Origin of the sequence: Pseudomonas sp. TYF_14 (assembly GCF_043105275.1) — a bacterium.
Taxonomy (GTDB): domain Bacteria; phylum Pseudomonadota; class Gammaproteobacteria; order Pseudomonadales; family Pseudomonadaceae; genus Aquipseudomonas; species Aquipseudomonas alloputida.
The window spans coordinates 39910-59597 of record NZ_JBICLK010000082.1 but is presented as its reverse complement, the minus strand read 5'-3'; the positions used below and the strand labels follow the sequence as shown (position 1 = coordinate 59597).

23 protein-coding genes are annotated in these 19688 nt (G+C 49.0%); 15 read left to right on the top strand and 8 right to left on the bottom strand.

Translation table 11 applies throughout. The features are described 5' to 3' along the window. Window positions 1–15: 15 nt before the first annotated feature. The gene (locus ACF8O8_RS22055; protein ID WP_392510481.1) at window positions 16–225 is read left to right on the top strand and encodes a hypothetical protein; all 210 of its coding nucleotides are present in this window, start codon (window positions 16–18) and stop codon (window positions 223–225) included. A 70-nt stretch (window positions 226–295) separates the two neighbouring features. Further along, entirely contained in the window at window positions 296–598 is a 303-nt protein-coding gene (locus ACF8O8_RS22050; protein WP_392510480.1) for a nucleotidyltransferase family protein, read from the top strand. On the opposite strand, the gene ACF8O8_RS22045 is transcribed toward ACF8O8_RS22050, so the two are convergent. Next, window positions 532–1038: a hypothetical protein gene (locus ACF8O8_RS22045; RefSeq protein WP_392510479.1), complete on the bottom strand. Its 507-nt coding sequence runs from the start codon at window positions 1036–1038 to the stop codon at window positions 532–534. The genes ACF8O8_RS22050 and ACF8O8_RS22045 overlap by 67 nt on opposite strands. Before the next feature lie 56 nt (window positions 1039–1094). On the opposite strand from ACF8O8_RS22045, the gene ACF8O8_RS22040 reads away from it, so the two are divergent. From ACF8O8_RS22040 to ACF8O8_RS22025, 4 genes are all read left to right on the top strand, one after another. Continuing rightward, the gene (locus ACF8O8_RS22040) at window positions 1095–1421 is read left to right on the top strand and encodes a hypothetical protein (RefSeq protein WP_392510478.1); all 327 of its coding nucleotides are present in this window, start codon (window positions 1095–1097) and stop codon (window positions 1419–1421) included. 27 nt (window positions 1422–1448) lie between these two features. Continuing rightward, a complete protein-coding gene (locus tag ACF8O8_RS22035) occupies window positions 1449–1850 on the top strand; it encodes a hypothetical protein (protein WP_392510477.1) in 402 nt (133 codons plus the stop codon). A 17-nt stretch (window positions 1851–1867) separates the two neighbouring features. Beyond that, the gene (locus ACF8O8_RS22030; RefSeq protein WP_247722176.1) at window positions 1868–2056 is read left to right on the top strand and encodes a hypothetical protein; all 189 of its coding nucleotides are present in this window, start codon (window positions 1868–1870) and stop codon (window positions 2054–2056) included. Window positions 2057–2453: 397 nt separating this feature from the next. Beyond that, the gene (locus ACF8O8_RS22025) at window positions 2454–2819 is read left to right on the top strand and encodes a histone-like nucleoid-structuring protein, MvaT/MvaU family (protein ID WP_301159075.1); all 366 of its coding nucleotides are present in this window, start codon (window positions 2454–2456) and stop codon (window positions 2817–2819) included. 82 nt (window positions 2820–2901) lie between these two features. On the opposite strand, the gene ACF8O8_RS22020 is transcribed toward ACF8O8_RS22025, so the two are convergent. From ACF8O8_RS22020 to ACF8O8_RS22010, 3 genes are read right to left on the bottom strand one after another with little or no spacing between them, the layout of a single operon-like run. Continuing rightward, window positions 2902–4668 carry a hypothetical protein gene (locus ACF8O8_RS22020; RefSeq protein WP_256596041.1) on the bottom strand — a complete coding sequence of 589 codons (1767 nt, stop codon included), beginning with the start codon at window positions 4666–4668 and terminating at the stop codon, window positions 2902–2904. Continuing rightward, window positions 4665–5141, bottom strand: a complete 477-nt coding sequence (locus ACF8O8_RS22015; protein WP_088512370.1) for a hypothetical protein — start codon at window positions 5139–5141, stop codon at window positions 4665–4667. The genes ACF8O8_RS22020 and ACF8O8_RS22015 overlap by 4 nt, the downstream gene beginning before the upstream one ends. Further along, window positions 5138–6292 (bottom strand): dsDNA nuclease domain-containing protein, encoded by a 1155-nt coding sequence (locus tag ACF8O8_RS22010; protein ID WP_088512369.1) that lies wholly within the window; start codon window positions 6290–6292, stop codon window positions 5138–5140. The genes ACF8O8_RS22015 and ACF8O8_RS22010 overlap by 4 nt, the downstream gene beginning before the upstream one ends. Window positions 6293–6753: 461 nt before the next feature. Between ACF8O8_RS22010 and ACF8O8_RS22005 the strand changes: the two genes are divergently transcribed. Both ACF8O8_RS22005 and ACF8O8_RS22000 read left to right on the top strand, forming a co-directional pair. Beyond that, the gene (locus ACF8O8_RS22005; protein WP_088512368.1) at window positions 6754–7122 is read left to right on the top strand and encodes a DUF1413 domain-containing protein; all 369 of its coding nucleotides are present in this window, start codon (window positions 6754–6756) and stop codon (window positions 7120–7122) included. An 11-nt stretch (window positions 7123–7133) separates the two neighbouring features. Next, window positions 7134–7406, top strand: a complete 273-nt coding sequence (locus tag ACF8O8_RS22000) for a hypothetical protein (protein WP_088512367.1) — start codon at window positions 7134–7136, stop codon at window positions 7404–7406. A gap of 124 nt (window positions 7407–7530) precedes the next feature. Here ACF8O8_RS22000 and ACF8O8_RS21995 read toward each other — a convergent pair whose 3' ends face one another. Further along, window positions 7531–7974: a hypothetical protein gene (locus ACF8O8_RS21995; RefSeq protein WP_392510476.1), complete on the bottom strand. Its 444-nt coding sequence runs from the start codon at window positions 7972–7974 to the stop codon at window positions 7531–7533. 18 nt (window positions 7975–7992) lie between these two features. Between ACF8O8_RS21995 and ACF8O8_RS21990 the strand changes: the two genes are divergently transcribed. From ACF8O8_RS21990 to ACF8O8_RS21970, 5 genes are all read left to right on the top strand, one after another. Next, window positions 7993–8358: a hypothetical protein gene (locus tag ACF8O8_RS21990; protein WP_392510475.1), complete on the top strand. Its 366-nt coding sequence runs from the start codon at window positions 7993–7995 to the stop codon at window positions 8356–8358. Window positions 8359–8575: 217 nt separating this feature from the next. Beyond that, a complete protein-coding gene (locus ACF8O8_RS21985; RefSeq protein WP_392510474.1) occupies window positions 8576–9454 on the top strand; it encodes a DNA-processing protein DprA in 879 nt (292 codons plus the stop codon). Further along, a complete protein-coding gene (locus tag ACF8O8_RS21980; protein ID WP_392510473.1) occupies window positions 9435–10715 on the top strand; it encodes an HAD family hydrolase in 1281 nt (426 codons plus the stop codon). The genes ACF8O8_RS21985 and ACF8O8_RS21980 overlap by 20 nt, the downstream gene beginning before the upstream one ends. Before the next feature lie 72 nt (window positions 10716–10787). Next, a complete protein-coding gene (locus tag ACF8O8_RS21975; RefSeq protein WP_392510472.1) occupies window positions 10788–11105 on the top strand; it encodes a DUF4326 domain-containing protein in 318 nt (105 codons plus the stop codon). Window positions 11106–11237: 132 nt separating this feature from the next. Then, window positions 11238–12470, top strand: coding sequence for a hypothetical protein (locus tag ACF8O8_RS21970; RefSeq protein ID WP_392510471.1), 1233 nt, complete (start codon window positions 11238–11240; stop codon window positions 12468–12470). Between the two features lie 712 nt (window positions 12471–13182). On the opposite strand, the gene ACF8O8_RS21965 is transcribed toward ACF8O8_RS21970, so the two are convergent. The 3 genes from ACF8O8_RS21965 to ACF8O8_RS21955 all read right to left on the bottom strand — a co-directional run bounded on the left by ACF8O8_RS21965 (window position 13183) and on the right by ACF8O8_RS21955 (window position 17148). Next, window positions 13183–14820, bottom strand: a complete 1638-nt coding sequence (locus ACF8O8_RS21965; protein WP_392510470.1) for a hypothetical protein — start codon at window positions 14818–14820, stop codon at window positions 13183–13185. A gap of 216 nt (window positions 14821–15036) precedes the next feature. Next, window positions 15037–15663: a histidine phosphatase family protein gene (locus ACF8O8_RS21960; protein WP_392510469.1), complete on the bottom strand. Its 627-nt coding sequence runs from the start codon at window positions 15661–15663 to the stop codon at window positions 15037–15039. Window positions 15664–16215: 552 nt separating this feature from the next. Then, the gene (locus ACF8O8_RS21955) at window positions 16216–17148 is read right to left on the bottom strand and encodes a metallophosphoesterase (RefSeq protein WP_392510468.1); all 933 of its coding nucleotides are present in this window, start codon (window positions 17146–17148) and stop codon (window positions 16216–16218) included. 318 nt (window positions 17149–17466) lie between these two features. Between ACF8O8_RS21955 and ACF8O8_RS21950 the strand changes: the two genes are divergently transcribed. Together ACF8O8_RS21950 and ACF8O8_RS21945 are read left to right on the top strand one after the other, a co-directional pair. After that, on the top strand, window positions 17467–18084 hold the full coding sequence (locus ACF8O8_RS21950; protein ID WP_392510467.1) for a hypothetical protein: 618 nt from the start codon (window positions 17467–17469) through the stop codon (window positions 18082–18084). A gap of 228 nt (window positions 18085–18312) precedes the next feature. Further along, entirely contained in the window at window positions 18313–19644 is a 1332-nt protein-coding gene (locus tag ACF8O8_RS21945) for a hypothetical protein (protein ID WP_392510466.1), read from the top strand. Window positions 19645–19688: the final 44 nt, after the last annotated feature.

Below are 19688 nucleotides of genomic sequence, written 5' to 3'. Positions count from 1 at the left end.
CGAAAGGGAGAGATCGTGAAAAGAGATCTGAGCAAGGTGCTCATGCCCGACCACCCCCTGTACACAGAGGCTGTGGAAGCACTCAAGCTGTACCACCGAGCCCAGGCTGAAGGGGTGATTGGAGCGGAGCTGGAGCGCCTTCGGTTGATGGCTGAGCATCGTTTTCAGGCAGTCACCGACTATCAATTGCACGCCCTCGGCGGGCCTGCTGAGAAAGGTCATTAACAGATGGCCTACCTGATCGATCCATTGTCGCAAGGTGCGGAATCTGTACTTTGCTCGCGACTTACCATATATGAAGCCCACTGACGCGATACGAGGCAAGGAAAGGGACATCCGGCGCCTGATCGAGGCCTATGGTTTCATTGAGCCAAAACTCTTCGGCTCTGCAGCTCGAGGCGATGATCACGAAGGGAGTGACCTCGATCTGCTCGCCACCATCCCTTCAGCAATGGCCGGCAAGATTTCCTTGTTCGACATCGCAGAGCTCGAGGTTGAGCTCCAAGCCATGGTGGGCGTGCCGGTCGACTTCTACGTCCGCAACAATATGCCTGAGCACCTCAGGCCATCCATTGAGCGTGAGCTGGTTACGCTATAGCATGTGAACATGCTTGCGATGATCCTGGCGTCCAGCAGGGCATGGTGAGGCAGTTCTTCCCCATCGTTCGTCGCGGTCAGGGTCGTGGCATCAGTGGGGAAATTCCTGACGTTCTGGGGCCATTTCCCATCGTGATAGGCGAGCTCGCAAAACAGCTCCCAGTCGTAGGCAGGTGCGTCAGTGACAATCTCGAGCTCTTCTTCGTAGGTTGCCTGGAACCGCAGGAGCGCCGCTCTGGCCTCGATGATTGGCATGGCGTACTCACCGCCCCACAACTGCGGCAGTACGATCTCCTTCACGAACTCACTGCAGTCTTCTTCTCGCCACGCGTCGACCACTTCCACGTAGAATTCCCGGCGATCCTCGGCGACCAACGCCAGGGAGATCAGCTTTGCCTGCGCGGTGAGCTGAGTGAACTCACAATCGAGAAAGAGCCTCATCTGTTGGAACCTCTGCAATGACTAGGGCCCGCCTGAAGTTGTCCCAGGAAGGCCGCGTGTGGGAAATCGCCTTGGCGTATTTCGGCCCCGAAAAGCTGTTGGAAACGATTGTAGATCTGTGGGGCGGTGCGAGCCCTCTCACAAGGCCGACCGTCGAGCACCTGTCGACCGACACGCTACCCGCAGATGTCGTGAATATACTGAAAATTGCCCAGGTGCGAGTCGGGGCCCTCGTTCCTGATCGCCAGCCTGTACCTGGTGTTGTCACCTTGTACGCCCGGCACGCCAATGACCTCGCCGATGGGATCCTGGCAAGACTGCCGAGAGGCGAGCTCACCCGTACCTTGCGGGGATCGCAGTTAGAAGTCGAACTTGGCCTGTGACGTCCATCTGCGGCAGGGAGAAATGACGTGACGATTGATCATCGACTGCGCAGCCTGGAGACCGCGAGGCGCAGAGCGCTGTGGGCACTTGCCGATATGGAGCCTGGAGACGCTCGGGCTGAAAAGGTGCTGGATGAACTCGACGAGCTTGACCAGGGCCTGCAGGACATCGTGAGTGGTGATCAGCTCTCCGCCCAGGAGCTCGTCGATGTCATCAATACGAAGCTCCACAACGGCGTTCAGCTAGTCGTCGAGGACAGCATCCCCGAGCCATGGCTGCAGCGCTTCCAAGCGGCAAGTGTTGGCTCTACCCGCCTGGCAGAGGGGCCCTACCTGCGCGACTTCGAGAAGTTCGTGGCGGTGTGGCAGCAGGAGCTTGAGCACCTGAGCATCCATCGGGCCCACAGATCCAGTGCGAGGTCGCAGTGAAAAGAACGATCCTGGGTATGGCAGAAGCCGGCGAGCCGCTATTGCTGCAGGCTCTCCAAGCCATCCGGGCCCACCAGCAGGCGATGGATGAAGGGCGACCAGCCGAGGAGGTCGAAAGGCTCCGTCTTGAGACTGATCACCTGTATCAAACCGTCATAGACTACCAGTTGCACAAGGCCGGTACGCTAGGCCAGTCAATCCACTGAGATGGATTGAGTAGGAGGAGATTGGCTTGAGATGCAGATTCAAGCATTCTGCACAGCCATACCCTGTGACCTCGACAATATCCCATAAGCAAGCCAGTTTTCCCTCAGCCCTTTTTAGCGATTGGCTGCTCCCAATGTCGTGACCTTGCTAGCCTGAATTTCGAAATTTGCTGATGCTGCCAAAGTGCAAGGGCAACGTTCGGAACCATCATGACTAAAGCAGTACCCTGAGCCATGATTTGGCTCAAAACCAGGACTAAGGTCATCAGCGGGATTGCAACCAGGCCTCCTTCGATACAAAAGAACCCCCTAGAGCGCCCATATCCTGTAGCAACAAATAGATCTCGATGGTTTACGATGTGAGCCTTACTTCTACTAACCGCACCAAGGATTCCCTATGTCCCGTTTGGCAGAATTTCGTCAACTGGAGCAGCAGCTCGCTGCACAACTCGCAGAGCTTGAGGCCCTGAAAGGCAGCTCTGAGCTGCAGAAAGAAATTGAATTTGAGACCAAATTGCGTGATTTGCTTGGCCAGTATGGCTACAGCCTGCGCGACATCATCAACATCCTAGATCCCCAGGCGGGCCGACGTGTTGCCGCTCCTGCTGGTGTCGAAAAAGCGCCGCGCCGTGAGCGTCAGGTGAAGCAGTACAAGAACCCGCACAACGGTGAAATAATCGAAACCAAAGGCGGCAATCACAAGCTCCTGAAAGAGTGGAAAGCTCAATATGGTGCTGATGAAGTCGAGTCTTGGCTTGCCTAATTGCTAAGCTATCGGCGTGGTACGCAGGTATTGCGACCACGCCATGATGGTTGCCAGTATACATCTGGCAATTGCTAAGGTACTATTGGTTTGGAATGCCTAGGTACATAGCATCCTCTCCATTGCCAAATTTTGGAAGCCATTCTTTGTCAGTTGCTGGGTCGATTTGATATCTATAGCTCGAGGTTGAGAATATAACTTGGGCATTATTTTTCGAGGCGAGCGACTTAAGTTCTTCTATGTAATCAGACAGATGAATGTCGGGAATGTCCTGCTGCTTTGGGGTGTCCAGGATTAATATCCTGAAAGGAGAGTTTTTGTCTTCTAGACATATTTCGAATAGTGCGGCGTGGAATGCAAGAACTGTACGGGTCTTTGAGCTGCCTTTGAATATTTCAAGCTTCTCATCTCCCATCATTGGTTTTAGGTTGGAGTCGATTTTGATTTGATTCGATACATTGCGCGCATGCAAAGTATCCAGCCATTTGGTCATGGCCTGCGACAGCCGTAGACGGAATGTAATTACCTCAGCAGATTGTTCGCTTGGTTTTTGGGCCGCCTCTAAGAGTGACAGCGTCTTGTCGCGACGAGCCAGCAAATTGGCGTGGTTGGTTTTCTGAGCTTCTACCTTTTTTAGCTTGCCCAGCTCAAGTTGAAGCTCGAAGATATCTGATGTCGTGGTGCTAATTGCCTCAATGAATGCATCTATTCCAGCCTCGCGCTCGGCGATTGAACGCTTGTGTATAAAGGATTCGATATGGCGATTGGTTAGCGATTTCGCGATCTCCAATCTTTCTGCGGCTTGAATGTTTGCGGCAGTAGAAATCTCTAAATCCTTTATCTGGTCTCTCAAATAGAGAAGGCTCTTGCCATATGACTCGGCACTGGCCATGAACATGCCGCAGTTCGGCGTGGTGCATAGCTCGGAGAAAGATATGAAGGCTCTTCGAGCGTCCTCATTCAAGTTTAGTGTTTGAATTTCGCTTTCTATTTCGTCTCGAATTAGCTTGGCACTGGATATCTTTGACTCGAGCTGTATGGATTCATTGCTAAGTTCGCGGTATCGTACTCGTTGCTCTGCTATCAAATCGTCAAGACCAGACAGAGCTTCGCTCTTAACATTTTTAGTGTTTTTCAGCTCTTCCAGTCGTGTTTTGGAACGTTCTAGTTTTTTCTCTAGCGTATCAATTGTGCGGATAGGAGCTGTCAAGTCTTGCTGTAGACGTTCCAAAAGTTTTCGGCTCGAGACGATAGATGTATCGAGATAGTCAGCCTCTTTTTTTAGTTCTATACCAGTGCGTTTCTTGTCATATAAATTGAAAGGTGGGAGGCCTACCAACAATCTAACCATTTCGGAGTATTGGTCTTTGACGAAAGACTGACGTGCTGCGTAAAACTCCAAATATCCATGATCTTGATCTAAGTAAAAAAGCGGTATTAAGCTTGAAAAATATGGGAGGGTAGGTGTGCCGCTAGTGGTGATTAGTTTATTGGTTTTGATATTTATGAGGTTTAAAAAGAATCGCGAAAAATCCTCGTCATTATAAAAGCGATTGATGGTTTTCGAGCTTTCGTGGACAGTTAGGTCAAACTTTTCTCCGATGGAGCGCTCGAGAGTTATCTTTTTATCATTTATCGCGATTTGTAATATTGCTGACTTGCAATTTCTAGTGATGTCTGCACGAAATTTTACATCCATTCCCAAGCAGAATAGGGTGGACATTATGAGCGGTGTTTTTCCGCTTTCATTCTCTGCAAATAGTTGAGTTATATCACTGCCGAACTCAAGCAGGCCTGATCCCCAGCCATTAGGGCCATTGGCGACAATCTCTAAGGATTCGAATCTCATAGTTTTTCCTCTACTGCGCGTTCCTTGCAAATGTTCCTGTATTCCCGTTGGATGGTTAGGAGGAAAACGCAAAGCTCACCTTCCGACTCGATTGCTCCATCGACGATTTTTTTGCCAGTCGAGGTTGCCTCAAGTCTGGAAGTATTTTTATTTATGGTGATTAAATTAGTCGACTCTAAAAAGGTTAGGGCCTTCACCGTTCGGATTCGAAGGTTGGCCGACCAGCCTAGTTCTTGGCTCGAGCCGCTGAATGTTGCGAGACTATGTTCAAAGCATTGGCCTATGAGCTTGCCAATTTCATCGGCTTTAGGTTTCGATCTACCTTTGGCTAGGCTCAATATCGAAAGTGCAATAAGTGGCATATGGAACAAGCTTTCGTTCTGAAGTGCATCCCTTCGAGAGCGCGGAGCGCTTCGAGTAATGATCAAGGGGGCTTCAGTGGAGGCGATTTCTATAGCTTCAACGAGTTTCATGTTGCTTCGCCTCTTACCAGTTCCGAGAGGACTGCGCCAAAGGTCAGTTCAAGGGTTATGTCAGTTCGCATCAATTGGTTGCAAAGCTTGGTTTGTAGTGTAGTTACTTCGGTAGTGATTTCTGCTGTCTTAATGGCACCTAAAGCCAGTTTTCTAGCGCTTTCAACTACGAGCTCAATGGCTATGGTCATCAGGAAGTCTGGTATGTCATGGCGATACTTTCTGTGCCAAGCTTCCCATTGGCACTTATAGCCCGCAAACGCGTCAATGGTGTTGGAAGAGAATCCCGAGCGTTTCAAGGTTCGCTGAAGAATTGATGCCGACTTGATGGCTTTTTCATCACCGCCGTCTCGTAAAATCTCATAAGTTGATGTAGAGATGGAGAGCACATCCAAGACATCTTTCATGCCAATACTGGCCTTTCGATCTAACTCGGCTGCGGAAATATCTTTAATTAAGATTTCGGCGGATTTAGATTCAATTGTTGAAAGAAGTCGGACTATTATTTTTTGAACTTCGTCAGGCTTTAAGTGGACTTCGCTAAATTTATATATTTGATTGGACGCCATTGAGACGAAAAGATCGTCTTGCTCACTCAGAATCTGTTGCCTTGGTTCCAGGCAGAGGTGCGAAAGAAAATGAAGATGCACATCTTCGGATTCAAAGGCTAGGCTAGGTATCAGTTTTTGAGTTTCTGCTATCAATGTCTTTGTGTGCGCACCTACTGGGCGCTTTCCTCTTACTTCCTCGAGGATTTGCTCCACTTCGTCTTCAAAGTTAATGTTGGTTCGGATTTCTACCGAGTGACATGATTTTCCAAAATTCTTGATGTGGGGTAACAGCTTTCCAGCAAAGCTGTCGGGTAAATTGTGCTCCGTGTTACGGCGTTTTTTGATCCCGAAGATATCAAGTATCGTGTACTGGTCGTTAAGCTTCGTCTTGGTTTTAACTTGGACAAAGCGATATCGAGTTTCACCATCAATAACATATTTTACGACGTAGTCTTCATGGTAATCGCAATATATGCGCTCAATTTCGCTTTCTTCTAGGATCGCTAGGCTTTCGATTAGTGCCGCTCGGAACTGAGCACGAAATCGGTTTATCGTATCCCTGCCTGCCTGCTCCCGGAGGTCAACTTCATTTAGTTTCATGTCGTTTCATTGCTCCAGGTGAAACACATACTTGCTGCCAAGTTTGTTCTGAGTCAGAGATAGTTTTTTGCATGAATAGCGAGACATCGCCAGCAAATAAATAAGGCATGAGCCATGCTTTAGCTGCGAGAGTGGTATGTAAAGGCGCGAGTACCCACTATCTCTTTTCTGAGATCCGTGACCCATGCTAGTCGAACTGAAAGGTTGTAGACGAAGATCCATTCATATCTGTCCCTGATCACCCAACTTTTCCTTTGTCCCTGCTGCTGGCTGGCACATAGCCAGCTTAGCTTAACCTTTTCCAACCTAGGGGCGGAAGTCGAAACCTACGCTCTAGGCCTCAGGTTTCAGTGTTAATGATGGTTGATAGCGAGAAACCTTTCCACTCCTGTAAAAAGGTTTGAGGTTTTCGTTAGGCATCGCTATGCTTGGCCAGGAAAGGAGAGAAAAGGAGTAGGCTCATGAAGGTTTTGGTTGAGATTCGCGATGACCTGATGGCTGCTGTGCTGGGTCTCAGCAGTAGCTCGGGAAGCACTGCAGATGAGGTTCTTAACAACCTTCTAGCGGTTGCTTTGGATCAACCTGAGGCAGAGGCTGTTGATTTGGTGCACGCCGTTCAGGTGACCCTGAAAGCGGTGGAGAAGGTGCCTTTTGGAGACACCTTCCTCGTTGAGGATGTGATCCCAAATGACCTTTGGCATTTGATGACCACTGGTGACAGGAAGTCGTTTGGAAAGGCGTTTCGAAAGCAGGTCGACCTAGCTGGTCTAGCAGAATGGGTCTCACGTAACAGCGGCAATAAAGCCGTATACCGTCGTTCTCTCAAGTAAGGAAGTGCACAATGACAGACCTCGCGTTTGCTGATCGATTCCTTGATGCGGTAATTGATGGTCATCTGGGAAGCGGCCTGGTTATCACCCGCCAAGAACTGATTAGCTTTTTCCCTGAAGATCCCGAGACGACCACCGGGTGTTTTCTGTCGAACTCGGAAATCTCCAGTGCTACACATAGTCCGACCTATCGCAAAATGACACTCCGTGTTAGCCCTGGGGTTTACCGTGTTCACCCTGAGGCTCTCCTGGAGCGCATGAAACAGCGAGGAATTGCAGCGTAGTGGGCGCGGGTCACCTGAGAGCCGAGTGGAGCGGATGACGTGATCAGGGATCACGTATCATCGACTGATCCATGCTTTCAGGGTGCTGGTCAGTGGGCACATCTAGTGGCACAGGTTTCGCCATTTAACGAGTGAACATGCCTGCGATGATTCGAGCGTCCAAGAGAGCATGATGCGGCAACGGGGCTCCATCGTTGCAAGCGTCCAGAGTCGTAGCGTCAGTGGGCCTGTTCAGCACGTTGCTCGGCCAGCGTCCGTTGGCATAAGCCAGCTCGCAAAACAGCTCCCAATCGTACTGCGGTGCGTCGGTCACAATCTCTAGCATCTCCGGGAAACCTTCCAGGAAGCCCCGGAGCGCGTCACGTGCAGTCAGAACGGGCATCGCATAGCTCCCATGCCAGAGCTGTGGGAGCACAATCTCGATTACGAAGTCACTGCAATCCTGATTGCTCCATGTGTCGAGCAATTCGACGTAGAATTCGCTCCCGTCTTCAGCAACCAAGGCGAGCGAGATCAGCTTCGCTGCCGGCGAGAGCTGGGTGAATTCGCAATCAAGGTAGAGCTTCAAGACAGTGATTCCTTTCGCATGAGTGGCAACCGCATCGACATTTCACAAGAGGGCCTCCTCTGGAGGGCGGCTCTGGATCATTTCGGGCAATCTGAGCTGTACCAGGTCGTCGTCGAACTGTGGCAAGGAGCAGGGCCTCCCGCAAGGCCAACGGTCGAATATCTGCATGAGCATGATGTAGGCCCTGAGGTGATTAATTTACTGAAAATTGCCCAGGAGGAAGCGGACGGTGTCGTTCCTTTCAGAGGGGACTCCTCAAACCGCGTAACGCTGTACAGCCGGCACGCCCAGCACCTGGTTGATGGCCTGCTGGAGAAGATGCCTGCCACCAAGCTTACCCAGACCATGCGGGCGGCTCGGCTCTCCAACCAGCTTGGGATATGACCGTTCCCTAACAAACAAGGTACCGACCTGAGCGACAGCTTGAGAGGCTGATGTCATGAGGACATTGCATTCTGTGCTCGCTCCGGTAGCGTGACTACCTTTCATGCTTCCCTTGCCGCAAGAGCAATGGTAATTTGCCACTATCGAAGGCAGGCGCTCCGCTTTCTGCGGAGGCAAGGGAATAGTCATTCAGCCTGCATTGGAGAGGATTCCACCTGTGCTTTTGGATCAATTGACCCACGATCACCAACGTCTCGCGTGGATGCATGCGGTACTGGTGTTGTCGAAAAAAATAGGCATTGGGAGTGCCAAAGCCAATGATGATCTGAGAAGGTCATTGTTGCAGGCCGGGTCGCTCGAGAATATATATAACGATCACTTCACCATGATTCCGGTGGAGGAGGACGTTGGCCTTAAAGTTTTTGAGAAAATCAAGAAATTCACAGCAGCTTACGATGTCGTAACTTGCTTGGATGAACGCTATCCAAAAGTCTTACTGAATTATCCTGGTACTCCACCGATTCTGTATTTCCAGGGCGATCTTGCACTGGCCTCTGTAGAAAAAACTATTGGTTTTGTGGGTACTCGGGAACTATTCGATGAAGCTCACCGTGACCACGGGCGACGGGTCGTGCGCCGCCTGGCCACATCTGGCTTTGAGGTTGTGGTCAGTGGATTAGCTGAAGGTTCAGACACATTAGGCCACGAGACTGCCATCCAAAACGGTGGGCGAACCATTGCAGTTTTGGGTACTCCGTTGAACATGCACTACCCAAAGAGTAATGCTGCGCTGCAGGATGAGATTGCTGCCAAGCATCTAGTCGTTACAGAGTATCCGGTCGGCATCGGTTCGTTTGGGTCTTTCTTTGCGAATAGGAATAGAACAACGGTTGCCCTGTCCTCCGGTGGAATTGTTGTGGCGCGAGCTGGCGACAAGAGCGGCACTCAGCATGCAATTCGAATTTGCTTAGAGCAGAATAAGCCTGTGTATGTCTTGGAGAACAATATCCGAGAGTCGTCATATACATGGGTTGTAAAGAACAAGGATAGGATAAAAGTTATTAGGGAGAATTTCGATGCGGGTGCTAATATTTGATTTGGATTTTACGCTGGCCAATACCGAAGAGTGCCTCCCATATCTAACTTCCAATGGTGGGCGCGGGCGCGTCGTAGCTGCCATTGACGCAGGCGAGATCTCGGTTGAGGCTTATGACCCTAGACTGGTCACAAGCTTTAATAGATCTTTTACGGACGAAATTTGCGCTGTGATTGTTTCCGATTCACCTAGACCTTATTGCATTAAGGTCTTGGCTGAATGTGGCTATGATATCGATGATCGGTATGTTTTCGGCGCTCAAGGTAAACCTATGGTTGACTTTGAAGTGGTCGTCGATGCTCTAGAACACGTGCTTGAAGTAGATGCTGATGAAATGGAGTTTCTCGTGGTGGGAGACAGCCCAAAAGACATCTATTTTGCTCATAGAATCCAAGCTCCGTCAGTCTTTGCCGCTTGGGGCACACGCCATGATGTCGATCTCGCTCTGCAATCTATGCCTACGCGCGTAGCTCACAATCACACCCAGCTTTCGGCATGTGTCAGGGAGTTCTTAGATGGTGAGTTAGATTTCGAATACCATGACTTCTATCAGGATTTTGAATTTTTGGATCCGGAAGACGTCGAGCGCGTGGAGCTCGAAGAGATAGGTTATGTTAAGGAGTACGTTTCAAATCAGGAGCACTACAGAGGGGAAAGTGACAGGTGGGCCTCTAAAGATCTGCATTGGATTGTAAAACCCGCGAAAAATTATGGCGCCGAGCATCACCAGTCTAATCGGGTTATGCAGCTGTATGGCTCTGGAGGAGTATTTAATACGCAGCATTCATTAAGGGCGCTGGCTGGTATTTATAAGCGCGCGTTCATGACCTGGTTAGACGAGCAAGGTGTCGAGGGGCGTGTTCTGATCGTGCCAGTACCGCCTTCTGTCCCTCATGAGTGCAACCTAAGCTCTCCAATTGGATTGATATCTGAGTGGTGGAGCGAGTGGGTCACGGATGAATCAGAAGACATTGAAATGAGTGCGTTTGACGTGGTGCGACGGATTGTTCCAAAACACCCATCCCATGATACGCCTGGCCCGCGACATATGGATGATCAACTCCCCACTCTAGGACTACTTCCAGATTCGGAATTTGATGAAGACGTCGATTATGTCGTCATCCTAGACGATGTGGTGACATCGGGCTCTCATATGAATGCAGTGGCTTCTATTATGAGCTCCGCAGAGATAGTACCGGGGGATCCGGTGTTCTTAGGCTTCGCGCTGTTCAAGACGGTGCATCCGGAGTTGGCGTTCTAGGGGGAGCTTGCTTGGTCGCTTACCGCACGAGACGCTGGTCACGGTCGGAGTCTATTAGTCCGTAGTTATCTGATGCAAGCGAGGCTAGGAGGCGGTTCTGTCTTTGTACGCAGAGAGGTGGGGCGTAAATGCCCCACACAGCGAGCGCCTTGCTGGTTTGGGAGAAGCTCATGGCTGGGGTACTACACCGCCCGTGTCGACCTGATGCTCCTCTGGTGGTATCAAGAATTGAGGTGGCCTATCGGTTGCGGCTTCCTGAAGGCTTCTGAAAACCGCGAGCACGACCTAGGCATAATTCGGAGAAAGGTCATCTTATGCCATTGCAAGCCTGCTGCGTGCCATGGTGATGTGCTTGCTGCGCATCTTAATGCTCAGGATGATGATCTGTAGCCCATATAATATGATCAGCACCATTGCCATTGTTCCTTAGCTTTAATGGTTGAAATCTCTGGGCGGGCTGCTTGTCGTAAGAGTGCCGATAGTGTTTAGTGAATTACGTGATATAAAGTAGATGGGTGTATAATGAACGAGAAGGCAGTTGAGGCAATACAAAGGCAAATTAAGAATTGGCTTTTGAGTATTGTTCTTCCAACAAAAGATGATTTGGGTGAAGGTTGGAGTTCTCCTAATAAGAAGCTTGAGACTGAAATTCTAAAGTCTAAGTCTACATGGCTAACGTCGAGATCGGTCTGTGCGTTAGTTCTTGAAGCTCTCGAGGATGTTTGTCCAGAGTATTTAGACTTCAAGGGTGGTAGGCTGTCAGATCGCATAGATTTAGATGATGCGGTTCATTTGATATTGCAGCGGGTGTTGCAGGTTCCTTGCCGGTATAGAGTGTATTTTCAGCTTGATATGATTAGCTCTAGCCAGGAATTCAGCTTTAAGCTTGATAATGGAATGGAATTGGCCTCTCATGAATTGTTTACTGTAAAGGGCGAGGCGGGCCTCGGACTTCGTGAGCACAAAAATGGACGATCCTATTTTTACTCGGTGGAAGTAAGCGGTTATATTTCAGAAAAAAACGATTCGCGAAGTGGCATATTAAGCACAGCTGCAGAGCAGGAAGCTCATGGCGCAGCTAAGCTATTCCTTGAAAGAGGGTTGTGTGCGGGCGTATTGCGATTCAAGGAGCGGATGGAAATGTGGATGCACCCTTCCGGTTCAAGTGGCGTAATTTATGTGCATCAGTATGATGACGCTGATAGGGTTGAGAGACGGTTTTCAAAAGCTCTTCCGCAGGATTTTGCATCAGTTGTACGAAGGGTTACTTTTGGCATAGTTAGCGCTTCTGATGAAAATGGATACCGCCAATTACTAGAGTCATTTTTAAAAATATGTTACAACGATAATGATACTGCGAAATCGATCCGGACTGCTAGTGAGTGGCGCTTAGATTCTCTTTCTGATCCTTCCGACGCCATGCGGTTAGTCAAAGTATGCATAGGGCTTGAGTCGATTTTTGGTGACCAGAACAACGATTCTGGGCTGACTAGGTCATTAGCTGATCGCTGCGCCTATTCTCTAGCACTCACTCATGATGAGAGAGCCTCTATCATTGATAATTGTAGAGAGCTATATCAAAGTAGATCAAAAATTGTGCATGGTGTAGCTAATAGGCTTGATGATAAGGGAGGTGATCTTCTGGTATTTGGCGATAAAATACTTAGCAGGGCTATATCTAGAGAGTCGGGATTGCTGCCTGCTGTGAAAAAAGATGGGATAGATTTTTATGGGCTAAGAAAAAAGTTTCGCTGAGGTATTGCTGTCTATTTGCCGAAGGCTCTCTATTTAGAGGTGATTATTAGAATCCTAAACTGAGTTGAATGGTAGGCAAGTGATGCGATAGTTTAGGGTGTTAAACTCTCGATTGAGCCATTCTCTATTGGGTGGCTGCGGGATATCCGAGCCGGTCTGCCACTATACCGCCCACATGTTGACGAACTATCGATACTTAGACCAACCTGGCCGGCCATCTAGCTCTTCCAAAAGCTCATCATCATTTTTCGCACGATAGCTATTAGACACAGGGCGAAGATCCATTTCTTCGAAGTTCAGGATCGACTGGGTCTGTCTGGTAGGAGCGTGGTAGGCTTGTTCGTAGCAGGCGAAGCGCCGGGCATCATCACTGGTGCTCCATCAGCCCCCTCGATGTCCGCCTCATGAAGGCCGCTGAGGCCATTGATGCCGGGCGCCGACGCGATGCAGATACTAAACTCGGCTGCAGTCTGCAAAGAGTCTCTACGAAGAGGTTCGACCTATAGCCTCTGCTCCTGACGGAGAGATCCAGCCCCATCTATCTTCGGTAGGGTGAAGAAGTCATTCGGCCTCTGATCATTGCTTTACTAGCCTCGGTAGGTGGCTTAGTGGCAATCGCTATCTGCTTCCAGTGCTAGCATGCACAGCACGAACGTGAGAAGTACCAGCGAGATGAGGCCTCTGTATAAGGCCTCGATGATGTCGTTTCTAACTATTCGCCCCAATACTGAGCATCGAACAGTTTTTTCATACCTAATGGCTCAACATGTCTTTGTTTGATGGTGTGTCCAGGCAGGTCGAATATCTTTGTGGTTTCATCAAAATCAATTTCAGCCTTGGCCTTTTGGATGAAATTACTTACCTTCTGAGGGAGATCAGGTAGAGATTCGCAGTGCGGGAGAATGTTTCTGAGAATATTGCAGTTTATTGGGATGATGTTGTGCTTCTCAAGTTTATTCCAGCTAACGGTTGTTCCAAAGCCGGAGTTGGTGAGAATAGCGCGAAGGTGATTAACCTCCTCTGGTTTTTCAATTTCAGGGAATGCTGCCTTATAAAGTGCATGTTTAGATTTTTGATCTAGTTTGTCGAAGCGAATTGTTTGTTCAATCCCTTCCGATACTCTGCCATCCAGTCTTCTGGCCATGCGGGCTGATTCGGCATAAAGTGTGGCCTTTGCTTGAATCGTAATGATGGAGTGCGACTTCTTACAGTACACTAGGAGGTCAATCTCCCCGCCTTTGAAATCCTTCTCAAGATATGTTTCAAAACCGTGCGCTTCAAAGTGGGATTTTGCTCTTCTTAGCAGCTCTGGCTCAAAAAGATTGGAGATCATGCTGTCGTATTTGTATTTCTCCTTTTGGGCTTCGTTGTTTTGAATGGAAATAATAAGGTTTCTTGCGCCCAATAGGGTCGGCACAATGGAAGGGCAGAAATAGACGTCTTCTTCAATTCGCCAGAAAGGTGGTATAAATTTGTTTTGTAGCTCGGTGTTTTCGCCTGCGCCACAAAAGAAGAATTCGGCAAATTTCTCATAATCCTCATCGGTTGACTTTGTTACATGCTGGATATGCTCTTTTAGTACGGAGTTTTTGAGCTTGGCCATAGCTAGGCCTTGCCATAGCTTATTGCCTAGAGGGCTGTCGTAGATCTCGTTTGCTGCTAGGTACATGTTGACCATGATCGACACGTCGATGTAGGTTTGGCCAATGCACATGAAAGCGTTTCTAATTTTTTTGAATGCTTCTGCTGATGAAAAACCGATGTGTGTATAGAACTCGTCCGGAACGATGTCTGCTTCGATAAAGGTGTTTTTCGGGTTGGTGTACATATCGGCTATGTATCCACGGTAAGCTAGTGGCTCCACCGATTCTCCTCTGACTAGCCGTCGTTTAATGCTCTCCGCCAGGGTTTTTGGGCTGCGCTCGAGTGGGGGGATTGCCGGCAGTGATAGCTGGGTAACTATTATGTCGTTAAGCTCGTGGGTTTCAGCGTCCTTGCTGGTATAGTCAATGAATGATTCGGTTTCGCTTTTTTGTGTGAGGCTATAAATTTTATGTCGAATAAAAGGGAATACTATGTTTAAGTTGGCGCAGGCAAAAAGATGGTTGAAGTCTTTCTGCTCGATTTCATAAATTGACTCGGTGCATGACTCTAGGGTGTGATTGGTGAAGTTGGTGACTTTGTTGAATATAAAGGCGTAGGGTATTAGGGTGCTAAATGGCACTTCCTTGGTATCGAGAAGGCTGTGCGTAACAATTTGGCAGAATTGGTTATAAATGTATGGAAATGGGAGCTTTAGGATGGGGTTTTCATCAAAAAGCTCATCGATCATATCTTCTAGCTGTTGCATTTATTACCTTTTTGCGCTGAGTTAGTGGGTTGTTTTATTCAGTCGGACATCTGCTTGTGGCGTATTCGCTGCTTCGATTGAAGTGTACGACTGTAATCTAAGGCCGTATAGGGGGCGTTGAACCCGATGACTCTAGTGCCGAAAAGCATCAAGTCGTCGGCGTCGACTGCAGCCTGCCAATTCCAACGTGAGCGAAATGAAAGATAATATAGTGCTTCAGTAATCGCGTGTACCGAGCGCCCATACTGTATCGCCAGCGCTTCGTGATAGAGAGAAGCCTTTAGCATTCTGGATGTGGTTTTCGATCTCGTAGGCACGCCAATCAGCCATCGCTTGGCCATCCAGAACTCGAGGCTTGCTCTCCAGCAGCCAGGCGACGGCGTTCAAATATTGCCCATGGGCAAACACGGCGATATCACCGGCTGGATGCTGCTCAAGCCGATCCAAAAATGCCTGGGCTCGAGCAACAAAATCATGGAATGACTCCGCGCCGGCGCCGTCGCGATAGGCGGGGTCGGACTTCAGCCAGTATGCATCGACCCAGCTCTTCCTCTGGGCCACAGTCGTATCGACACAGCGCTCGGGTGCAAGGTACGTAAACTCTTCGATAGCCCATGTCTCAAACGGTGTCCCGGGGAAGGTTGCTGCAGTTGCCTGGGCGGTGGCCTGCGCTCGTGCGAAGGAAGATGCGACGATCAGGTCAGGTGCCACGGAAAATGATCCGGCGATCATCCGAGCTTGTTCCAGGCCCAAAGACGTGAGAGGAATGCTTGCATGATCTCGACTGGCTTGCCCCGCGTTTGCAGCACTCTGGCCGTGCCGAATCAGCCGTACACGTTTCATCACCTATCGTCCTTGTCATGGGGTTCTATCATTAGCCTGCTTCCTTGCATCTGGGCAACCAGAGCACCGTATTGATCATTGAGCTTGAGGTGGGGCAGTGGACAGAGACCTGAGCAAATTGCTTCCTCCGGATCATCCCATGTACACGGATGCGGTTGAAGCTATGAAGCGATACCACCATGCACAATCGGAGGGGATACCAGGGCCAGAGCTGGAGCGTCTCAGGCTGATGGCTGAACACCGGTTTCAAGCGGTTACTGATTACCAGCTTCTGGCATTGGGTGGCCCCGCTGAGAAAGGTCATTAGCCGGTACAGGTGTGTGTGGTTCGGTGGGCAGCGGGGGGGACACTCAGGGCAAGGGCCACCTTTTTGCGGATTTTCTAAAGTCTCACAGCCTTTGCGATTCCAGGGCTTCAGAGGGAAGTACGTCCGATTTTTTCGGATTTTTTTGCGGATTTAACCCGGCGACGAAATCAGCTAGTTCTCGGTGCCAAACAGACGACGGAGCAGCTCGCCTGTGGGTGTGCCAGCGTATCGGGCCTGCAGCTCCTCTAGCTTGGCAGCCGGTATTCGTTGGATAGAAGGCTGAGTCCATGTAGCGCATTCATGAACTGCTGAGTAGCTGAGATCTCGTCAGCCATGTTCAGACAGGCTGAACTGATCAGCTTCACCTTGCCTTCGGCCTCGCGGCTGGCGATCTGCGACTCAATAAGCTTGTTCGCATGCACCAAGGTTTTGAGTGAGGTCAGGGACTGCTCGAGCTCGTTTAGCTGTTCACCGAGGCGAGCGGCCTGGTCAAGATTGGCCGGCTCGCCATCGACATAGATGGTGTCTTCCTGCACCGAATAGATTGCCAAGGAACCCTCACCACCGCCGGTTACGTCCAAGGCAAGGACATTGCCCAGACGTAGGGCATTCGGAATCCATGTGTGCCCGACACAGACACGCCATGCACCCCGCACACCACTTCGATGATGCTTTTTGATCCGCTCGCGGCCCCACAAGGCCACATCCTGAATCTGTGGGTTTGCGAGACTCAGGGTGAAATCATCCCAGGCCAATCCCACGGGCACGTCAGCGTGAACCACACCTACCACGCCTTGAGCTGTCTCCACCTCGATAGCCATCGGCAAGCTATCCAGCTTGTCGACGATCATGGGCTTGGATTCGTCATCAATCGTGAGCCACCAGCGCGCTCCATGAGCGGAGTAGGGTAGGTGAGGGCTAGCTCGATAGGCGTCGATGAGCATCTGCTCGTGATTGCCCTTCACTGTAAAGAACCATGGTTCGCCCAATAGTTTCAGTCCATCGAGCATGCCTGGGCCACGGTCGATGAGATCTCCAACTGCTATCAGCCGGTCGACGGATTGGTCGAAGGCGAGCGCCTTAAGGCCTCTATGGAGCTCTCGTGTTTTGAAATGGATGTCACCGACAATGAAGTCGCGGCCAGCCCGATTTTGAAGGAGTTTTAGCAGATAAGGCATGGGCTGGAAACGCTCCAAATATCAGGCTGACGGCCCTGAGATTTTACCTCATCAGGATGGCTTTCAGGATCAAGGGAACCGCATATCAACGAGCTAATTCTTCACGTTGCCATCTACGATCAGTAGGTTCGTCAGTTGGTCATGGCCTATGGCATGAGCGCTGGATGGGAGGAAGCTCCGCGACTGGAAAGCAGGGCAACTAGGTGGTTTCTCAGGTTCGAGCCACGATGGCGAAGCCGTTGTTGATGCATGTTAGGTGCTGGCGATTTACTATTGCAACCTTGATCCCCAAGGTTACACCAACGATTGGAGATATGAATGATGTGTGGTTCGAGTTTCGAAAGCGTTTTGAGAAATTTTTCGCTTAGAGTTGGTGCGGAGGCGTTGGATGAATTTAGATCTCACTTAAAAAAATCGCTAGCGAGTAGCGAAACCGCTTTGCAGGAGAGATACAGCAGTCTTGTTGATGACGAGTTTGAGTGTCCTGAACATCGTGAGCATTTCGAAGGCGCTCTCAGTGACGAGGCATGGCAGCTAGACCAGATAAAATACCTAGGGGATTCACTTGCTATCGTGGGTCTTTATCGGCTTGTTGAAACGCAGCTGACTAAAGCGATACTTGCGAATCACCCGAGTATGGGGGAGAAAAAAAGGGCTGCTGTGATAGCTGGTGAAACAAATCTGGTCAAACCTAAGAAACTACTTGGTTATCATGCGGCGAATGAGCTGAGATTGATAAATAATTGCGTTAAGCACGAAGACTCCAAGGTCACACGTCAATTGGCGCGAGGTTACCGTTCCTGGAAGTTGGGCGAAAGAATGGAGAAATTAGATATCCATTACGATCGTCTGAAGCCCGAGGTTCTGATATATGTGAGAGAGTTTGTGAGCGCCATTTATGCTACAGGTAGAGATTCAGCGATAGACCGTAAATAACTGAGGTGGCTGCTGAGTTGGATCCTTACCTGGCCTCGATAGCCCAGGCAGGTCGGAACCCAGATGCCCGGATACCCATCCGTACCCTTACCAGGCGCTAGCCTCACTCGCCGAGATCATATTCAATTAACGTGAGAGCTTAGGATTGTTCAAATTGTCGCCATCCGAATAAAACTACAATATTTGCAATAAAACCCAAGCAAGCCCTACTTGAAAGGATATAAGCATATGAATTGGAATCTAGGGCAGTTGGAATGCCATTTCTGCAATGCTCAATTTAATTGCAGTATCGGATTGTCTAATAAAGAAACAGTCCAGGTCTTTAGTTTCTGCTGCCACCACTGCAGCGGAATTCTCTCGGTAGAGATTGATCCAATCAAGCATGCAGATTACAAGCTGATCAACGTCAAGCGTGTTGAACGACCCGAGAAAGGTCTCTTTGACCTAAAATCAGTAAGGCTTCATTTGGATTTTCCAGCCGTGGTAACAAATGGCTGGATCCCTTTTTCTCCTTTTTCAATTGCAACTCTGATGCTGAGGGAGGGGGCACGTATAGAGCACTTCAAGGTCGTAACTAGCGAATTAAATTTCTACAGTAAAAACATTTTAACCTTGCAGAGTATTTTCAATTTTCATAAGAATGGCAAAGCTAAACAGCTATATCTTGCCTCGGAAATCTTACTCCGAGAAGACTTTGGTGTCATAGATGGTGATCCCGGTTACACCAGTAAAATGGGAGTCTTGGATGACATCACCCCTAGGGAGTTAGATGTCATTTTCTATAAGACGCTAATGGGGGTGTCAGTAGTCTTGAATAAGGGCGAATACCCTGATCATGAAATCAAGAATCTCTCATCATATTTTTCGAGCCTGGACGCAGAAAGGCTTTATGATTTTCACTCATATCTTTTAAATAATGGCTACTTAAAAAGCTCCGCAGAGACAATAAATAATATCTATTCTAATATTTTCTCGAATGAAGAGTTTTTTAGACCGTCTATCTTCCTTGCTGACTACAGCGAGATGGCGAGTAAAGACAAAAAGTCCCCGCTACGATTGGTTAGTGAAAAAGTTAGTACGATTCTAAATATTTATAAAGATTTGGTTGAGGTGATAGCAAAGCAATACATTGTCATCGTAGGTCTCAGGAATATCAAGGATAATAAAAGCTACGATGTGTTTAATAAGAAAACAGTAAGAATGGGGAGGAGGTCTATTAATATAAATAGCATGGCCGACTTTTCATCGCTTGACCTGGGAGTGAAGCCAAAATTCATGGAGGGGTGCCTCTATTTCGATGAGTTGGCCCAATTGTCGAACAAAATTAGGAACTCCATCGCCCACAATAACTGGGGGTACGACGAATTAACACAAGAGGTTACCTTTAGGTTTAGCAAGAATGTTGATGAAGAAGCTAGTGCTGAAAATACACTTTCCAAAAATATGCTTGAGTTTAATGGCGATGTAATATGCTTGTTTAGGCTGATGCATAAATTAAACGTGGTTAATTATTTATTTGTCTGCTTTTTTGGATGTCGCGATTTTAGCGAGGAGGAGTAAACTTTAGATGTTGTTTTTTGAATCCTGAGAGGTGTAGTTTCTAA

Coding starts and splice junctions, on each gene's coding strand:
- ACF8O8_RS22050 (WP_392510480.1), top strand. CDS start 296: ATGAAGCCCACTGACGCGATACGAGGCAAGGAAAGGGACATCCGGCGC.
- ACF8O8_RS21970 (WP_392510471.1), top strand. CDS start 11,238: ATGAACGAGAAGGCAGTTGAGGCAATACAAAGGCAAATTAAGAATTGG.
- ACF8O8_RS22010 (WP_088512369.1), bottom strand. CDS start 6,292: ATGAAACTAAATGAAGTTGACCTCCGGGAGCAGGCAGGCAGGGATACG.
- ACF8O8_RS22015 (WP_088512370.1), bottom strand. CDS start 5,141: ATGAAACTCGTTGAAGCTATAGAAATCGCCTCCACTGAAGCCCCCTTG.
- ACF8O8_RS22045 (WP_392510479.1), bottom strand. CDS start 1,038: ATGAGGCTCTTTCTCGATTGTGAGTTCACTCAGCTCACCGCGCAGGCA.
- ACF8O8_RS21965 (WP_392510470.1), bottom strand. CDS start 14,820: ATGCAACAGCTAGAAGATATGATCGATGAGCTTTTTGATGAAAACCCC.
- ACF8O8_RS22025 (WP_301159075.1), top strand. CDS start 2,454: ATGTCCCGTTTGGCAGAATTTCGTCAACTGGAGCAGCAGCTCGCTGCA.
- ACF8O8_RS21990 (WP_392510475.1), top strand. CDS start 7,993: ATGAGTGGCAACCGCATCGACATTTCACAAGAGGGCCTCCTCTGGAGG.
- ACF8O8_RS21945 (WP_392510466.1), top strand. CDS start 18,313: ATGAATTGGAATCTAGGGCAGTTGGAATGCCATTTCTGCAATGCTCAA.
- ACF8O8_RS22000 (WP_088512367.1), top strand. CDS start 7,134: ATGACAGACCTCGCGTTTGCTGATCGATTCCTTGATGCGGTAATTGAT.
- ACF8O8_RS22030 (WP_247722176.1), top strand. CDS start 1,868: ATGGCAGAAGCCGGCGAGCCGCTATTGCTGCAGGCTCTCCAAGCCATC.
- ACF8O8_RS21960 (WP_392510469.1), bottom strand. CDS start 15,663: ATGAAACGTGTACGGCTGATTCGGCACGGCCAGAGTGCTGCAAACGCG.
- ACF8O8_RS22020 (WP_256596041.1), bottom strand. CDS start 4,668: ATGAGATTCGAATCCTTAGAGATTGTCGCCAATGGCCCTAATGGCTGG.
- ACF8O8_RS21980 (WP_392510473.1), top strand. CDS start 9,435: ATGCGGGTGCTAATATTTGATTTGGATTTTACGCTGGCCAATACCGAA.
- ACF8O8_RS22005 (WP_088512368.1), top strand. CDS start 6,754: ATGAAGGTTTTGGTTGAGATTCGCGATGACCTGATGGCTGCTGTGCTG.
- ACF8O8_RS21950 (WP_392510467.1), top strand. CDS start 17,467: ATGATGTGTGGTTCGAGTTTCGAAAGCGTTTTGAGAAATTTTTCGCTT.
- ACF8O8_RS21955 (WP_392510468.1), bottom strand. CDS start 17,148: ATGCCTTATCTGCTAAAACTCCTTCAAAATCGGGCTGGCCGCGACTTC.
- ACF8O8_RS21975 (WP_392510472.1), top strand. CDS start 10,788: ATGCAAGCGAGGCTAGGAGGCGGTTCTGTCTTTGTACGCAGAGAGGTG.